General features: G+C 61.0%; 13 protein-coding genes. 10 read left to right on the top strand and 3 right to left on the bottom strand.

Annotated features, from left to right (window positions below):
• Positions 1-54: 54 nt before the first annotated feature.
• Positions 55-1110 carry a biotin synthase BioB gene (bioB, locus tag ACYZUM_RS23880; protein ID WP_027610689.1) on the bottom strand — a complete coding sequence of 352 codons (1056 nt, stop codon included), beginning with the start codon at positions 1108-1110 and terminating at the stop codon, positions 55-57.
• 91 nt (positions 1111-1201) lie between these two features.
• Here bioB and ACYZUM_RS23885 point away from each other — a divergent pair, with 91 nt between their 5' ends.
• The 5 genes from ACYZUM_RS23885 (at position 1202) to rarD (ending at position 7092) form a co-directional block, all read left to right on the top strand.
• The gene (locus ACYZUM_RS23885) at positions 1202-1936 is read left to right on the top strand and encodes a ComF family protein (protein ID WP_108184009.1); all 735 of its coding nucleotides are present in this window, start codon (positions 1202-1204) and stop codon (positions 1934-1936) included.
• A gap of 185 nt (positions 1937-2121) precedes the next feature.
• Positions 2122-2886 (top strand): TOBE domain-containing protein, encoded by a 765-nt coding sequence (locus tag ACYZUM_RS23890; protein WP_108184010.1) that lies wholly within the window; start codon positions 2122-2124, stop codon positions 2884-2886.
• A 70-nt stretch (positions 2887-2956) separates the two neighbouring features.
• Entirely contained in the window at positions 2957-4858 is a 1902-nt protein-coding gene (locus ACYZUM_RS23895) for a PhoX family protein (RefSeq protein WP_108184011.1), read from the top strand.
• Between the two features lie 166 nt (positions 4859-5024).
• Positions 5025-5999 carry a serine/threonine protein kinase gene (locus ACYZUM_RS23900; protein WP_027610685.1) on the top strand — a complete coding sequence of 325 codons (975 nt, stop codon included), beginning with the start codon at positions 5025-5027 and terminating at the stop codon, positions 5997-5999.
• A 205-nt stretch (positions 6000-6204) separates the two neighbouring features.
• Positions 6205-7092 carry an EamA family transporter RarD gene (gene rarD / locus ACYZUM_RS23905; RefSeq protein WP_041069958.1) on the top strand — a complete coding sequence of 296 codons (888 nt, stop codon included), beginning with the start codon at positions 6205-6207 and terminating at the stop codon, positions 7090-7092.
• A gap of 223 nt (positions 7093-7315) precedes the next feature.
• On the opposite strand, the gene ACYZUM_RS23910 is transcribed toward rarD, so the two are convergent.
• Positions 7316-7834, bottom strand: a complete 519-nt coding sequence (locus tag ACYZUM_RS23910; protein ID WP_007966538.1) for a glycine cleavage system transcriptional repressor — start codon at positions 7832-7834, stop codon at positions 7316-7318.
• A 636-nt stretch (positions 7835-8470) separates the two neighbouring features.
• Here ACYZUM_RS23910 and ACYZUM_RS23915 point away from each other — a divergent pair.
• Positions 8471-10648, top strand: a complete 2178-nt coding sequence (locus ACYZUM_RS23915; RefSeq protein WP_473061189.1) for a malate synthase G — start codon at positions 8471-8473, stop codon at positions 10646-10648.
• A 147-nt stretch (positions 10649-10795) separates the two neighbouring features.
• Here ACYZUM_RS23915 and ACYZUM_RS23920 read toward each other — a convergent pair whose 3' ends face one another.
• The gene (locus ACYZUM_RS23920; protein WP_041069952.1) at positions 10796-11242 is read right to left on the bottom strand and encodes a response regulator; all 447 of its coding nucleotides are present in this window, start codon (positions 11240-11242) and stop codon (positions 10796-10798) included.
• A 259-nt stretch (positions 11243-11501) separates the two neighbouring features.
• Between ACYZUM_RS23920 and ACYZUM_RS23925 the strand changes: the two genes are divergently transcribed.
• The 4 genes from ACYZUM_RS23925 to ACYZUM_RS23940 all read left to right on the top strand — a co-directional run bounded on the left by ACYZUM_RS23925 (position 11502) and on the right by ACYZUM_RS23940 (position 15776).
• The gene (locus ACYZUM_RS23925) at positions 11502-13436 is read left to right on the top strand and encodes a putative nucleotidyltransferase substrate binding domain-containing protein (RefSeq protein ID WP_317453244.1); all 1935 of its coding nucleotides are present in this window, start codon (positions 11502-11504) and stop codon (positions 13434-13436) included.
• Positions 13433-14140 (top strand): 3'-5' exonuclease, encoded by a 708-nt coding sequence (locus ACYZUM_RS23930; RefSeq protein WP_108184014.1) that lies wholly within the window; start codon positions 13433-13435, stop codon positions 14138-14140. The genes ACYZUM_RS23925 and ACYZUM_RS23930 overlap by 4 nt, the downstream gene beginning before the upstream one ends.
• 149 nt (positions 14141-14289) lie before the next feature.
• Positions 14290-14808, top strand: a complete 519-nt coding sequence (locus tag ACYZUM_RS23935) for an RNA polymerase sigma factor (protein WP_108184444.1) — start codon at positions 14290-14292, stop codon at positions 14806-14808.
• Positions 14805-15776 carry a FecR domain-containing protein gene (locus tag ACYZUM_RS23940; protein ID WP_108184015.1) on the top strand — a complete coding sequence of 324 codons (972 nt, stop codon included), beginning with the start codon at positions 14805-14807 and terminating at the stop codon, positions 15774-15776. Before ACYZUM_RS23935 ends, ACYZUM_RS23940 begins: the two co-directional genes overlap by 4 nt.
• The last annotated feature ends 23 nt before the right edge of the window (positions 15777-15799 follow it).

Consider the following 15799-nt stretch of genomic DNA (forward strand, 5'->3'; position numbering starts at 1 on the left):
CAAGATCAAAAGATCGCAGCCTGCGGCAGCTCCTACATGGAATCCGTAAAGTGATCAGACCGCAGCGTTATAGAACTGCTCGCTGCTCTTCTGCTCCACCAGCGCCTGCTCGATCGCGGCCTGATGCACCTCATCGGCATGCTCTTCACGGGCTTCTGGCTGAATACCCAGACGCGCGAACAGTTGCATGTCCTTGTCGGCCTGCGGGTTGGCAGTGGTCAGCAGTTTGTCGCCGTAAAAAATCGAGTTGGCACCGGCAAAGAATGCCAACGCCTGCATCTGCTCGTTCATCGCTTCGCGGCCGGCGGACAGGCGCACGTGGGATTGCGGCATGAGGATGCGCGCCACGGCAAGCATGCGGATGAAATCGAACGGATCGACGTCGTCGGCGTTTTCCAGCGGCGTACCGGCCACTTTCACCAGCATGTTGATCGGCACTGACTCCGGATGCTCCGGCAGGTTGGCCAGCTGGATCAGCAGGTTGGCGCGGTCGTCCAGCGACTCGCCCATGCCGAGGATGCCGCCGGAGCAGATCTTCATCCCCGACTCACGCACGTAGGCCAGGGTCTGCAGGCGCTCGCTGTAAGTACGGGTGGTGATGATGCTGCCGTAGAACTCCGGCGAGGTGTCGAGGTTGTGGTTGTAGTAATCCAGGCCAGCCTTGGCCAGCGCTTCGGTCTGCTCCTGATCGAGACGCCCAAGGGTCATGCAGGTTTCCAGACCCATGGCTTTCACGCCTTCGACCATCTTCAGCACATACGGCATGTCTTTGGCCGACGGGTGCTTCCACGCGGCCCCCATGCAGAAACGGGTCGAGCCGATGGCCTTAGCGCGGGCAGCCTCTTCGAGGACTTTCTGCACTTCCATCAGCTTTTCTTTTTCCAGGCCGGTGTTGTAGTGACCGGACTGCGGGCAGTACTTGCAGTCTTCCGGGCAGGCGCCGGTCTTGATCGACAGCAGCGTGGAAACCTGCACCCGGTTGGCGTTGAAATGTGCACGGTGCACCGTCTGCGCCTGGAACAGCAAGTCGTTGAATGGCTGTACGAAGAGCGCTTTAACTTCGGCTAAAGACCAGTCGTGACGCAGGGTGGCAGAGGTGCTGGCGCTCATGGGCAGTTCCTTGGTTATGCTTGGCTGGCGGCTGCGGGAACGGAATACCCACAGGCGCGACACGGATGTTCGGCATATTTAAGGAAGAGTCATGCGCTGTCAACCACGATACGCACAACAGGTTTACATCTGTTTAAAAAACGTACAGACCTGCTTGCTGTGCGATGAGCCCGCAGAAGCAGAATTGCCAATGTGCGTCGCCTGTGAAACCGAGCTGCCCTGGCTCGGCGACCAGTGCCAGACGTGCGCGTTGCCGATGCCGGCTGTCGGTCTGACCTGCAGCGAGTGCCTGCTAGAGCCGCCGGCGTTCGAACAGGTGGTCGTGCCGTGGCGCTATGACTTCCCGGTGGACAGTCTGATTACACGCTTTAAACACAAGGCGAAATGGCCGTTTGGTCACCTGCTCGCCGATGTTGCCGGACAATACCTGCAACATCGCTTCGATGAGGGATTGCCACGACCCGACGCGTTGGTGCCGGTGCCATTGGCCAGCAAACGACTGCGCCAACGCGGGTTCAATCAAGCCGCGATGCTCGGGCGATGGTTGAGCCAACAGCTGGATCTGCCTTTTGAGGAACAGGCGCTACGGCGGGTCCACGACACCAGCGCCCAGCAGGATCTCGACGCCAAGGCGCGCAAGCGCAATTTGCGTCATGCCTTCGCGCTGAACCCTGACACCGATGTGAAAGGTCGGCACTTCGCATTGGTCGATGACGTGCTGACCACCGGCGCCACGGCCCAAGCATTGGCGCGACTGCTAAAAAATGCAGGCGCAGCGCGGATTGACGTGTATTGCCTGGCGCGCACGCCAAAACCAGGGAATTGAAGTCAGCACAATCCCATTGTGGGAGCGAGCCTGCTCGCGAAAGCGCAGTGTCGGTCATCATCAGCGTTGAATATGCTGACGCCTTCGCGAGCAGGCTCGCTCCCACAGGGTTATGTGTCAGGCTTGACTCCGGCGTTGCAAGCCGCCAATTTCCCCCCACCGCCACCGTGAAAAAGCCCCCATCCATGTCCCTGCCCACCCTGCTCTCCCAGCACATCGTCCGCCGTCCGCAGCGCATCGCCCTGCTGCAACACATTGCCGAACAGGGCTCGATCACCCGCGCCGCAAAAAGCGCCGGTTTGAGTTACAAAGCGGCATGGGATGCGATTGATGAGCTGAACAACCTGGCGCAGAAGCCACTGGTGGAACGTGCGGTCGGCGGCAAGGGCGGCGGTGGCGCCAGATTGTCCAGCGAAGGCGAGCGGGTGTTGCGCCTTTATCAAAAGCTGCAGGCCTTGCAGGCGCAGGTACTGGAAGCCGCTGAAGACGCCAGTGATCTGGATCTGCTCGGGCGATTGATGCTCAGAACCAGCGCCCGCAATCAACTGCACGGCAAAGTCGTGAACATCGAAGGTCAGGGCCGCAATGACATGATCCGCCTCGAACTGGCTGAAGGCCTGTGGATCAATGCACAGATCACCCACGACAGCACCGTGCATCTGGAACTGCAACCGGGCACTGAAGTGGTGGCATTGATCAAGGCCGGCTGGCTTGAACTGCTGGCGGCGGACCAAGCTGCAACATCTGGACACAATCTACTAAGCGGCACCCTCGAAGCCATTCTCGATGCCGAGGACGGCCCCAGCGAAGTGCGCATCGCTTTGCCCAACGGCCAGACGCTCTGCGCTCTGGCTGAGCCGCTGCAACTGCGCACCCGCGGGCTGAGTGTCGGGCAACCGGTACAGGTACAGTTTTCGCCGTCCAATGTGCTGATCGGCACGCCACTGTAATCAAACGCTGCAACGAAAGCGTAATCGACGCTCATTAAGGTGGCTGCCAAAACCAAGCAGGGAGCCTGATGTGAGCCTATTAGAAGAAAACCAATCGACAGACCTGGAAAAAATGGTCGGCCTCAGCCGTCGCGGTTTCATCAGCGCCGGTGCGCTGTGCGGCGCCGCCATGTTCCTCGGCGGCAACCTGCTCAGTCGCAGCGCGCTGGCCACCGGCATCAGCGCCGGCAACAGCCGCCTGCTCGGTTTCGAGAGCATTCCCGCCGCCACCACAGACGTCATCAGCCTGCCCAAGGGCTACAAGTCCTCGGTGCTGATCAGTTGGGGTCAGCCATTGCACAAGAACGGCCCGGCGTTCGACCCGAGCGGCAATGGCACCGCCGTCGCACAGGAAGTGCAGTTCGGTGACAACAACGACGGCATGAGCCTGTTCGAATTCCCCGACGACAGAAACCGCGCGTTGATGGCGATCAACAACGAATACACCAACTACCGCTACCTCTACCCGCACGGCGGCATGCCGCAATCGGCCGAAGACGTGCGCAAGGCGCTGGCCTGCGAAGGTGTATCGGTGATCGAAGTGCAGAGCAAGAACGGCCAATGGCAGTTCGTCCAGGGCTCGCGTTACAACCGGCGCATCCACGGCAACTCGCCGTTGCGCATCAGCGGCCCGGCGGCTGGTCACGAGCTGATGAAGACGGCCGCCGACAAGCACGGCAAGAGAGTCCTCGGCACCTTCCAGAACTGCGCCAACGGCAAGACACCGTGGGGCACCTATCTGACCTGCGAAGAAAACTTCACCGACTGCTTTGGCAGCAGTAACGCCCAGCAGCAGTTCGACCCGGCGCAGAAGCGTTACGGTGTGTCGGCGGCCAGCCGCGAGATCAACTGGCATCCGTTCGATCCACGCTTCGACATGGCCAAGAACCCCAACGAGCTCAACCGTCACGGCTGGGTGGTCGAGATCGATCCGTTCGATCCGCAATCGACCCCGGTCAAACGTACCGCGCTGGGTCGCTTCAAACATGAAAACGCCGCACTGGCCGAGACCGACGACGGCCGCGCCGTGGTGTACATGGGCGACGACGAACGGGGCGAGTTCATCTACAAATTCGTCAGCCGCGACCGCATCAACCACCGCAACGCCAAGGCCAACCGCAACATCCTCGACCACGGCACTTTGTACGTGGCGAAATTCGATGCCGGTGACGGCAACCCGGATCATCCGAAAGGCCAGGGCCAGTGGATCGAACTAACCCATGGCAAGAACGGCATCGACGCCAGCAGCGGTTTCGCCGATCAGGCCGAAGTGCTGATCCACGCCCGCCTCGCCGCCAGCGTGGTCGGCGCCACGCGCATGGACCGCCCGGAATGGATCGTGGTCAGTCCGAAGGACGGCCAGGTTTATTGCACCCTGACCAACAACGCCAAGCGCGGCGAAGACGGACAGCCGGTGGGCGGGCCGAACCCGCGCGCGAAGAACGTCTACGGGCAGATCCTGCGCTGGCGCACCGACCGCGACGATCACGCCTCGAAGACCTTCGCCTGGGATCTGTTTGTGGTCGCCGGCAATCCAGGCGTCCATGCCGGTACGCCGAAGGGCGGTTCGTCGAACATCACCTCGCAGAACATGTTCAACAGCCCCGACGGGCTGGGCTTCGACAAGGCCGGGCGCCTGTGGATTCTGACGGACGGCGACTCAAGCAATGCCGGCGACTTTGCCGGGATGGGCAACAACCAGATGCTCTGTGCCGACCCCAAGACCGGCGAGATTCGCCGTTTCATGGTCGGGCCGATTGGTTGCGAAGTCACCGGGATCAGCTTCTCGCCGGACCAGAAGACCCTGTTTGTCGGGATTCAGCACCCGGGCGAGAACGGTGGTTCGACCTTCCCCGAGCATCTGCCGAATGGCAAGCCGCGTTCATCGGTGATGGCGATTACCCGTGAGGACGGTGGAATCGTCGGCGCCTGACAAATCGCTTTCGCGAGCAGGCTCGCTCCCACAGGGGATTGCATTCCAAATGTGGGAGCGAGCCTGCTCGCGAAGAAGTCCAACCAGACACCAACCCACTCCCCCGCTGCCATCTGCGCTACCATGCTGGGCCGGACGCGGCAGCCTGCTGCGCGCAGGAGTCAGCATGGCCCACCCGTTTGAAACCCTTACACCCGATCTCGTGCTCGATGCCGTCGAAAGCATCGGTTTCCTCAGCGATGCGCGCATTCTCGCGCTCAACAGCTACGAAAACCGCGTCTATCAGGTCGGCATCGAAGACTCCGAACCGCTGATCGCCAAGTTCTACCGTCCGCAACGCTGGACCAACGAAGCCATCCTCGAAGAACACCAGTTCACCTTCGAACTGGCCGACGTCGAAATCCCGGTGGTGGCGCCGCTGATCCACAACGGCCAGACCCTGCACGAACACGCCGGTTTCCGTTTCACCCTGTTTCCGCGTCGCGGCGGCCGTGCGCCGGAGCCGGGCAATCTCGATCAGTTGTATCGCCTCGGCCAGTTGCTCGGGCGCATTCATGCAGTCGGCGCGACCAAGCCGTTCGAACACCGTGAAGCACTCGGCGTGCAGAACTTCGGCCATGCCTCGCTGGCAACATTGCTTGAAGGCAACTTCATCCCCAAGAGCCTCCTGCCAGCCTACGAGTCTGTGGCCCGCGACTTGCTCAAGCGTGTCGAAGACGTCTACGCCGCCACGCCGCACCAGAACATCCGCATGCACGGCGACTGCCACCCCGGCAACATGATGTGCCGCGATGAAATGTTCCACATCGTCGACCTCGACGACTGCCGCATGGGCCCGGCCGTGCAGGACATCTGGATGATGCTGGCGGGCGATCGTCAGGAATGCCTCGGCCAGCTCTCGGAACTGATGGATGGCTACAACGAATTCCACGACTTCGATCCGCGCGAACTGGCGCTGATCGAACCGCTGCGCGCCCTGCGGCTGATGCACTACAGCGCGTGGCTGGCGCGGCGCTGGGACGACCCGGCGTTTCCGCACAGCTTTCCTTGGTTCGGCACCGAACGGTATTGGGGCGATCAGGTGTTGGCGCTGCGTGAACAGCTTTCGGCGCTCAACGAAGAACCCTTGAAGCTGTTCTGATTCACCAAAATCCTTCTGGGAGCGAGCCTGCTCGCGAATACGGACAGACAATCAACACTGATGTCGACTGAAACGACGCCTTCGCGAGCAGGCTCGCTCCCACAATTGTCCGCCGTTCACAATTTCTTGATCATTGCGCTACGGCATTCGTCGACAAACCTCCTTACAATCCCTCCTTTGTTAGCTGCCTAAGCAAGGATTCTGCATGCAAGCCGCCAACCCGCGTCGCGGGTACATTCTGGGCCTGAGTGCCTACATCATCTGGGGCCTGTTCCCGATCTACTTCAAAGCCATCGCCGAAGTACCCGCTGTCGAGATCATCATTCACCGGGTGCTGTGGTCGGCGCTGTTCGGCGCCCTGTTGCTGATGGTGTGGAAGCATCCGGGCTGGTTGCGTGAATTGCTCGACAACCCCAAACGCCTGGCGATTCTGGCCCTGAGCGGTACCTTGATCGCGGCCAACTGGCTGACCTACGTGTGGTCGGTGAACAACGGACGCATGCTCGAAGCGAGTCTCGGTTACTACATCAACCCGCTGGTCAACGTGCTGTTGGGGATGCTGATTCTCGGCGAACGCCTGCGGCGCATGCAGTGGATCGCCGTGGGGCTGGCGGCCATCGGCGTGGCGCAGCAAGTGTGGCAGGTCGGCAGTCTGCCGTGGGTGTCGCTGGTGCTGGCGCTGACCTTTGGTTTTTACGGTTTGATCCGCAAACAGGCGCCGGTCAAAGCCTTGCCGGGGCTGGTAGTGGAAACCTGGATGCTGGTGCCGATCGCCATTGCCTGGCTGTTGTTCAACCAGACCGCAACCAGCGCGCAACCGGAGTTCTGGACCACCTCGCAAGCCTGGTGGCTGGTAGCCGCCGGCCCGGTGACACTGGTGCCGCTGGTGTGCTTCAACGCTGCCACGCGCCACCTGCCTTACACCACCATCGGCTTCCTGCAATACCTGGCACCAACGCTGGTGCTGCTGCAGGCGGTGTTGCTGTTTGGTGAGCATCTGTCGTCGAGCACGCTGATCGCGTTCATCTTTATCTGGGCAGGTCTGGCCGTTTATAGCGTCGATGCGGTGATCAGTCTGCGTCGTCGCAGCTGATCAAAAAACGCACAAAGCTTTGCAGGCCACGATTCTCGTGGCCTGCAACGTTCCTTCCCAAGGTTATCCACAGCGTGATCCCCGCCGTTTGTGCGCAAGTCACTGAATGCTGGCGGTTTTTTGATCAGTTCCCGGCAAGCCACAGCCTGCGTGGCGTTGCGCCCGGTCTCTACAGGTTATCCACAGGCAGGTGCACGTTAAAACTGGATAACCCTGGCGGCGCTTAAACGTCTGTGCGTAACACCAGTTCGACCATCAGATCATCGGCCAGGGTTTCCAGGCGCGATTGCAGCACGTCCAGCGACAGGGTCAGCGGCACCGCGAGAATTGCTTCGGCGTGGAATAACGGCTCGCTGCTCATCGGTGCCGGGCGCACTTCGGTCACCAGCCGTTCGAGGTTCACCCCCTGCTCGCTGAGCAAACGGGTAATGTCGCGCACGATGCCCGGACGGTCGTTGCCCACCAGCTCCATGGCGATCGGTTTCCAGGTACAGGACTGCTCGATGCCGCTCTCGGCAATCAGCACACGAATGCCCTGCGCCGACAGTGCTTGTAGGGAATCGACTAATTCGTCGTAAGCCTCCGCCGGCACGCCCACCCGCAGAATCCCGGCGAACTGCCCGGCCATCCGTGACATGCGGCTTTCCAGCCAGTTACCGCCATGCTCGGCGATGCATTGGGCGATGCGCTCGACCTGCCCGGGCTTGTCCGGGGCGAAGACAGTGAGTACGAGATGGTCCATGGCGCAGCCCTCTTGTCATGACTTTTGTTATAGAAAGGCAAGTATAGGCAAGGGTTTGATTCAGCCCAGGCAGCAGACCTGTGTCCTGGTTTTGGATGCAACCTGTGGCGAGGGGATTTATCCCCGATCGGTTGCGCAGCAGCCGTAAACCCTGTCAGCTCGGTCTACCTGTCAGCGCGCAGGGGGCGGCTTCGCCACCCATCGGGGATAAATCCCCTCACTACAGCAGTGTGCACCGCAGGGGGATGCCATAGCAGGCAGAAAGCATTTATGTGTACAACTTTTTATATTTAACTGGAACAATCTGTTGGTTTTTTGAGAACATCCCGTTCCGCGACGTGACCGCAATGCGTCATGAGGTCGCAGAACGACGTAATTAGTCTGATTTTCACAAGCGCAACTCATCATGTAGTATGCCGCAGCGCGCACTACATAACGCTGGATCGATGTCTGCCCAAGGCACGTTCGCAATCCTGAAAGCCCCGTCAGCAAGGCCCCCAAGCCGTTGATTGGTCCCAGCCCAGCCGCCAGCAATGGCATGTACTGGTCGGAAGGTTTGTGGTTTAAATGGCCAGAGGCTTCATTGTTAAATTGAAGAGCTGAAAAGCGAAATAGCTGAGCAGAGTGAGGCAAGCAATGACTGAACACGTTCAAGTCGGTGGCCTGCAGGTCGCCAAAGTCCTGTTCGACTTCGTGAACAACGAAGCCATTCCCGGTACCGGCCTCACCGCCGAAAAATTCTGGGAAGGTGCCGACAAGGTCATTCATGACCTGGCGCCGAAGAACAAAGCCCTACTCGCCAAACGCGATGACTTCCAGGCTCGTCTTGATGCCTGGCATCAGGAACACGCCGGCCAGGCGCACGACGCCGTGGCCTATAAAGCCTTCCTGCAAGAAATCGGTTATCTGCTGCCAGAAGCGGCTGATTTCCAGGCAACGACGCAAGACGTCGATGATGAAATCGCCCGCACCGCCGGCCCGCAACTCGTGGTGCCGGTGATGAACGCCCGCTTCGCCCTCAATGCCTCGAACGCCCGCTGGGGTTCGCTGTACGACGCCCTGTATGGCACCGACGCGATCAGCGAAGACGGTGGCGCGGAAAAAGGCAAAGGCTACAACAAGGTGCGTGGCGACAAAGTCATCGCCTTTGCCCGTGCGTTCCTCGACGAAGCGGCGCCACTGGCTGCCGGCTCTCATGTCGACTCCACCGGTTACAAGATCGCTGACGGCAAACTGCTGGTCTCCCTCAAGGGCGGCAGCAACACCGGCCTGCGCGACGATGCTCAGCTGATCGGTTTCCAGGGCGATGCCAATGCCCCGATCGCGATCCTGCTGAAAAACCACGGTCTGCATTTCGAAATCCAGATCGACGCCAGCACCCCGGTCGGCCAGACCGACGCCGCCGGCGTCAAAGACATTCTGATGGAAGCGGCACTGACCACCATCATGGACTGCGAGGACTCCGTGGCTGCCGTCGATGCCGACGACAAAGTGGTGATCTACCGCAACTGGCTCGGCCTGATGAAGGGCGACCTGTCCGAAGAAGTCGCCAAGGGCGGCCAGACCTTCACCCGCACCATGAGCCCTGATCGCACCTACACCAAGGTCGATAGCAGTGAACTGACCCTGCACGGGCGCTCGCTGTTGTTCGTGCGTAACGTCGGTCACCTGATGACCATCGATGCGATCCTCGACAAGCACGGCAACGAAGTGCCGGAAGGCATCCTCGACGGTCTGGTGACCTGTCTGGCGGCGATGCACAACCTCAACGGCAACACCTCGCGCAAGAACACCCGCACCGGCTCGGTCTACATCGTTAAACCGAAGATGCACGGCCCGGAAGAAGCGGCGTTCACCAACGAGCTGTTCGGCCGCATCGAAGACGTGCTGGGCCTGAAACGCAACACGCTGAAAGTCGGGATCATGGACGAGGAGCGCCGCACCACGGTCAACCTCAAGGCCTGCATCAAGGCTGCCAGCGAGCGCGTGGTGTTCATCAACACCGGCTTCCTCGACCGCACCGGTGACGAAATCCACACCTCCATGGAAGCCGGCCCGATGGTGCGCAAGGCCGACATGAAGGCCGAAAAGTGGATCGGCGCCTACGAGAACTGGAACGTCGATATCGGTCTGAGCACCGGCCTGCAAGGTCGTGCGCAAATCGGTAAAGGCATGTGGGCGATGCCCGACCTGATGGCAGCGATGCTCGAACAGAAAATCGCTCACCCGCTGGCCGGCGCCAACACCGCCTGGGTACCGTCGCCGACCGCTGCTGCGCTGCACGCGCTGCACTACCACAAGGTTGACGTGTTCGCCCGTCAGGCCGAACTGGCCAAGCGTGCCCGCGCTTCGGTGGACGACATCCTGACCATTCCGCTGGCGGTCAACCCGAGCTGGACGCCGGAGCAGATCAAGAACGAACTGGACAACAACGCCCAGGGCATTCTCGGTTACGTGGTGCGCTGGATCGACCAGGGCGTGGGTTGCTCGAAAGTGCCGGACATCAACGACGTGGGCCTGATGGAAGACCGTGCGACGCTGCGGATCTCCAGCCAGCACATCGCCAACTGGCTGCGCCACGGTATCGTCACCGAGGCGCAAGTGATGGAAAGCCTCAAGCGCATGGCGCCGGTGGTTGACCGGCAGAACGCCAACGACCCGCTGTACCGTCCGCTGGCACCGAACTTCGACAGCAATATCGCCTTCCAGGCGGCGGTCGAACTGGTGATCGAAGGCACCAAACAGCCGAACGGCTACACCGAGCCGGTTCTGCACCGTCGTCGTCGCGAGTTCAAGAAGGCCAACGGCCTGTAAATTTGCGCTGATGTGAAAAAGCCCTGGTCGAGAGATCAGGGCTTTTTCTTTGGAAAGCAAAATCAAAAGATCGCAGCCTTCGGCAGCTCCTACAAGTGATCTCATGTAGGAGCTGCCGAAGGCTGCGATCTCTTGATCTGCAAAAAGTCAGGGCTCAATGCCCAATTCGTGTTTGACCAGGCCCAGCAACTTGGCCGTATCAATCGGCTTGAGCAGAAAATCCACCACGCTCAGATGCATCGCGGCAATCGCGTCTTTTACATCGGCATCGCCGGAAACAATGATGATCGGCATCGCTGCCCGCACCGATTCGCGTACCTGGCGGATCAAGTCCAGACCATCGACGTTGCCCATGCGCAGATCCGTGATCACCAGACCAATCGAGGGTTTTTCCGCGAGCATCTTCAGTGCGGTTTCACCGCTGGCGGCGGTCATGCAGTGAATACCGTCCAACGCGAGAATCTCCGACAACAGCTCCCGGGCGTCCTTGTCGTCATCGACGATCAGCACACGCTGCGGCGGCAAGTCGGGTTCGAGCATGACAGCGCTGAGCGCTTCACGCTCGGCGTCGCTCAAAATATCGTGGTCGGACATGGCACTCTCTACGTTTTCAATTCAGTCACCTGGCACAGTCGTCAGACATCGCTAAGCACAGCTTCAATGTGCACTTCGTCGGATTTTTTTCCAAGAGGCTGACGCGAGAATTTCCGACTGTTTTTGTAGGGTTCTTCCCAAATGTGCCGAACGGCAACCCCAACCTAGACTTACGTCCAATGGGCACCCTGCACGCAGGGGCCGACCATGGCTGCAACGATCCGACAACAACAATTCAAAAAAGACTGCGGTAATGGTTATGAGTAAAGCGGACGCCTTCACCCAGGCAGGGAAGACCGCGGTGTTGCAGAACATTCAGGGCACCCTGCAATTCCTCCAGCGCTTCCCGCCTTTCAATCAGATGGAACACGCTCACCTGGCTTTTCTGGTGGAGCAATGTCAGCTGCGCTTCTATGGCCAGGGCGAAAGCATCATCAAACCTGCCGACGGGCCGGTCGAATATTTCTACATCGTCAAACAGGGCCGCGTGATCGGCGAGCGTCAGCACATCACCCGGCCCGGCACCGAAACCACCTTCGAGATCACCACCGGAGAATGCTTCCCGTTGGCCGCACTGATTGGCGAACGGGCCACCCGCACCGAACACCTGGCCGGCGAAGACACCTTCTGTCTGCAGTTGAACAAACCGGCGTTCATCAAGCTGTTTGCCCTGTCCGGCAGTTTCCGCGATTTCGCTCTGCGCGGGGTCAGCAGCCTGCTCGATCAGGTCAACCAGCAAGTCCAGCAGAAAGCCGTGGAAACCCTCGGAACCCAGTATTCGCTGAACACCCGCCTCGGCGAATTGGCGATGCGCCATCCGGTGACCTGCAGCCCCGACACGCCACTGCGCGAAGCAGTGAAGCTGATGCACGAGCAACAAGTCGGCAGCATCGTCGCAGTGGATGAACACAAGGCGCCGCTGGGGATCTTCACCCTGCGCGATCTGCGCGAAGTGGTCGCCAATGGCAGCGGTGATTTCAGCGAAGCCATCGAGCGCCACATGACCTGCTCGCCGTTCTTTCTGTCGCCGGATCACAGCGCCTTCGACGCGGCGATCGCCATGACCGAACGGCACATCGCCCACGTCTGTCTGGTCAAGGATCAGCGCTTGTGTGGCGTGGTCTCCGAGCGCGATCTGTTCTCCCTGCAACGGGTCGATCTGGTGCATCTGGCCCGGACCATCCGCAGTGCCCAGCGCATCGAGCAACTGGTGAGTCTGCGCGGCGAGATCGGCCAACTGGTCGAACGCATGTTGGCTCACGGTGCGTCTTCGACGCAGATCACTCACATCATCACCCTGCTCAACGACCACACCGTGTGCCGGGTGATCGAACTGACCCTCGCCGAAAAAGGTGACCCCGGCGTGCCGTTCAGTTGGTTGTGTTTCGGCAGTGAGGGCCGGCGCGAACAGACGCTGCACACCGATCAGGACAACGGCATTCTCTTCGAAGCGAGGGACGCGGCGCAGGCGGCGGAGATTCGCGGCAAGCTGCTGCCGATCGCCCAGCAGATCAACCAGAGTCTGGCGCAGTGCGGCTTCAGCCTGTGCAAGGGCAACATCATGGCCGGCAACCCCGAGCTGTGCCTGTCCCGGGCAGAATGGGCGCGACGCTTTGCAGCGTTCATTCGCGAGGCGACGCCGGAGAACCTGCTCGGTTCGAGCATCTATTTCGACCTGCGGGTGGTCTGGGGTGACGAGAAAGGCTGCGCGCAACTGCGCCGCGGGATTCTCGACCAGGTCGGCGACAACCGTTTGTTCCAGCGCATGATGGCCGAGAACGCGCTGCGCAATCGCCCGCCCGTGGGGCGTTTCCGCGAGTTTGTGCTGGCGCGCAAAAACGGCGAGAAAGCCACCCTCGACCTCAAGGTCCAGGGCCTGACGCCCTTCGTCGACGGTGCACGCCTGTTGGCGCTGGCGCATGGCATCGAAACCAACAACACCCTCGAACGCTTGCGTCAGCTGGTCGAAAAACAAGTCATCGAACGGCTCGACGGCGCGGCGTATGAAGAGGCCTACCACTTCATCCAACAGACGCGCATGCAGCAGCATCAGATCCAGACCCGTGAGAATCTGCCGTGGTCCAACCGCGTCGACCCGGACAGCCTCAACCATCTGGACCGGCGCATCCTGCGTGAGTCGCTGCGCCAGGCGCAGCGCCTGCAAAGCAGCCTGGCCTTGCGGTATCAGTTATGAGCCTGTTTTCGTGGCTGCGGCCGGCCAGCCCACTGCTGTCGGCAGACCTGCAACAGCGCCTGGCAAAACTGTCGACCATTGGCGAACTGAAAGAATGCAGCCTGCGCGAGCAGCGCTGGGTGGTGCTCGATCTGGAAACCACCGGGCTGAACCTGAACAAGGATCGCGTGCTGTCGATCGGTGCAGTGGTCATCGAGGACGGCGCAATCGACTTCAGCCAGCAGTTCGAACGCACCCTGCAATGCCGGGAGCTGAAGCTCAGCCCCAGTGTGTTGATTCATGGCCTGGGGCCGAACGCGATTGCCGCCGGCAGCGACCCGGCCGAAGCGCTGCTGGAACTCATGGAGTTTATCGGCGACAGTCCGGTGCTGGCGTTTCATGCGCCCTTCGATCAGCACATGCTCGGACGCGCACTGAAGGAACACCTGGGCTACAAGCTGCAGAACGTGTTTCTGGATGTCGCGGACATGGCGCCGCTGTTGTGCCCGCAGGCGAATATTCGCGAGGCCGGGCTGGATGAATGGATCGACTGGTTCAGGCTTGAGGTGTTCGAGCGGCACAACGCGAGCGCCGATGCGCTGGCCACGGCGGAGCTGGCGTTGATCCTGTTCAGCCGGGCGCGGCAGCAGCAGATTCATAGTCCGTTGAATTTGCAGCAGCGCTTGAGTCAATGGAAACGCCGTCAGCAGGCGCCCTCCTTCTAGATTTCCGGCCGAACCATATCCCCCTGCGGCAGCTCCACAGGGGCTATCCAAACGTTCCATCTGACCAGTGGCCAATTGCTAACCATTCCCACCTCTGCGAGAATCGCGAACAATTCTCGTTGGTTAACATTTCCCAATCGGTGCGTCTGGTGTCGTCAGTCCCAAGCCCTCACAGTGAAATCGTCGGTGCGTTGTATCGCGACCATCGCGGTTGGCTACTGAGCTGGCTGCGGCGCAATGTGGCGTGCCCGCAACGGGCCGAAGACCTGAGCCAGGACACCTTCGTGCGCCTGCTCGGTCGCGATCAACTGCTGACTCCGCGCGAACCCCGGGCGTTTCTGGTGGCGATCGCCAAGGGCCTGTTGTTCGACTACTTCCGCCGCGCCGCGCTGGAGCAAGCCTACCTCGCAGAGTTGATGCTGATCCCCGAAGGCGAACAACCTTCGGTGGAGGAACAGCAGTTGATCCTCGAGGACCTCAAGGCCATCGACCGACTGCTCGGCAAACTCTCGACCAAGGCCCGCGCCGCGTTTCTTTATAACCGCCTCGACGGCCTCGGCCATGCCGAGATCGCGGAGAAGCTTGGCGTCTCGGTGCCCCGCGTGCGGCAGTACCTCGCGCAAGGCATTCGCCAGTGCTACATCGCCCTGTACGGTGAGCCGACATGAACCCGGCCAGTTCCAAACCGGTCTCGGCTCAGGTGCTGGACGCGGCGATTGCCTGGCAGTTGTCGCTGGATTCCGGCAGTCCGCTGGAGCGCGAAGAGTTCGCCAAGTGGCACGCGGCCCATGAAGAACACGCCCGCGCCTGGCGCCAACTGGGCATGCTCGATCAGCGCTTCAGCGTCGCCAACGGCCCGGCCCGCGCGGCCTTGCTGCAATCGCGCGAAGGCATTCGGCGGCGTGTGCGCAAGCTCGGCAGCGGATTGGCCAGCGTGCTGGCACTCGTCGGTCTGGCGTTGTTTGCCGGTGATCGCTACTTGCCGCTGGATTACTGGCTCGCCGATCAACGCACCGCCACCGGCGAACAGCGCACGGTGCGGCTGGCCGATGGCACCGTGCTCAATCTCAACACCCACAGCGCGGTAGATGTGCGCTTCGATGCCAGGCAGCGGCTGATCGTATTGCAGGAAGGCGAGATCATGGTCGAGACCGGTCACGGTGATGCGCGGCCGTTCATCGTCGAAACCCGCGAAGGCAGCATGCGCGCATTGGGGACACGGTTTCTGGTCAAGCGTGAAGACCAGGGCACGCGTCTGAGCGTCCTGCAATCGGCGGTGGCGGCGCATCCGCAAAGCCATCCTGAAGAACAGATCCTGCGCGAAGGCCAGCAGGTGTTGATCCGCAATGACGGCCTCGACGCGGTCGCCGCGCTCACGCCCGGCGCCGATGCCTGGACCCGCGGCATGCTGGTGGTGGACAACGCGCGACTGGAAGACCTGGTGCATGAACTGGGTCGTTATCGCCGAGGGCATCTGGGCGTGGCGCCGGAAGTCGCTGACCTGCGCATCACCGGCAGTTTCCCGCTGCACGACACCGACAAGGCCCTAAGCGCCCTGCTGCCGAGCCTGCCGGTACAGATCGAGCAGCACACCCCGTATTGGGTCACGGTGGCCAAGGCTGATACCAAACCTTAAGAGCGACCGAACTCTGTGGCGAG

It is taken from the genome of Pseudomonas sp. m6p (assembly GCF_055760375.1).

Excerpts from the sequence above, each read along its gene's own strand:
- bioB (WP_027610689.1), bottom strand. The coding sequence starts at position 1,110 with ATGAGCGCCAGCACCTCTGCCACCCTGCGTCACGACTGGTCTTTAGCC.
- ACYZUM_RS23885 (WP_108184009.1), top strand. The coding sequence starts at position 1,202 with ATGCGCTGTCAACCACGATACGCACAACAGGTTTACATCTGTTTAAAA.
- ACYZUM_RS23890 (WP_108184010.1), top strand. The coding sequence starts at position 2,122 with ATGTCCCTGCCCACCCTGCTCTCCCAGCACATCGTCCGCCGTCCGCAG.
- ACYZUM_RS23900 (WP_027610685.1), top strand. The coding sequence starts at position 5,025 with ATGGCCCACCCGTTTGAAACCCTTACACCCGATCTCGTGCTCGATGCC.
- rarD (WP_041069958.1), top strand. The coding sequence starts at position 6,205 with ATGCAAGCCGCCAACCCGCGTCGCGGGTACATTCTGGGCCTGAGTGCC.
- ACYZUM_RS23910 (WP_007966538.1), bottom strand. The coding sequence starts at position 7,834 with ATGGACCATCTCGTACTCACTGTCTTCGCCCCGGACAAGCCCGGGCAG.
- ACYZUM_RS23915 (WP_473061189.1), top strand. The coding sequence starts at position 8,471 with ATGACTGAACACGTTCAAGTCGGTGGCCTGCAGGTCGCCAAAGTCCTG.
- ACYZUM_RS23920 (WP_041069952.1), bottom strand. The coding sequence starts at position 11,242 with ATGTCCGACCACGATATTTTGAGCGACGCCGAGCGTGAAGCGCTCAGC.
- ACYZUM_RS23925 (WP_317453244.1), top strand. The coding sequence starts at position 11,502 with ATGAGTAAAGCGGACGCCTTCACCCAGGCAGGGAAGACCGCGGTGTTG.
- ACYZUM_RS23930 (WP_108184014.1), top strand. The coding sequence starts at position 13,433 with ATGAGCCTGTTTTCGTGGCTGCGGCCGGCCAGCCCACTGCTGTCGGCA.
- ACYZUM_RS23940 (WP_108184015.1), top strand. The coding sequence starts at position 14,805 with ATGAACCCGGCCAGTTCCAAACCGGTCTCGGCTCAGGTGCTGGACGCG.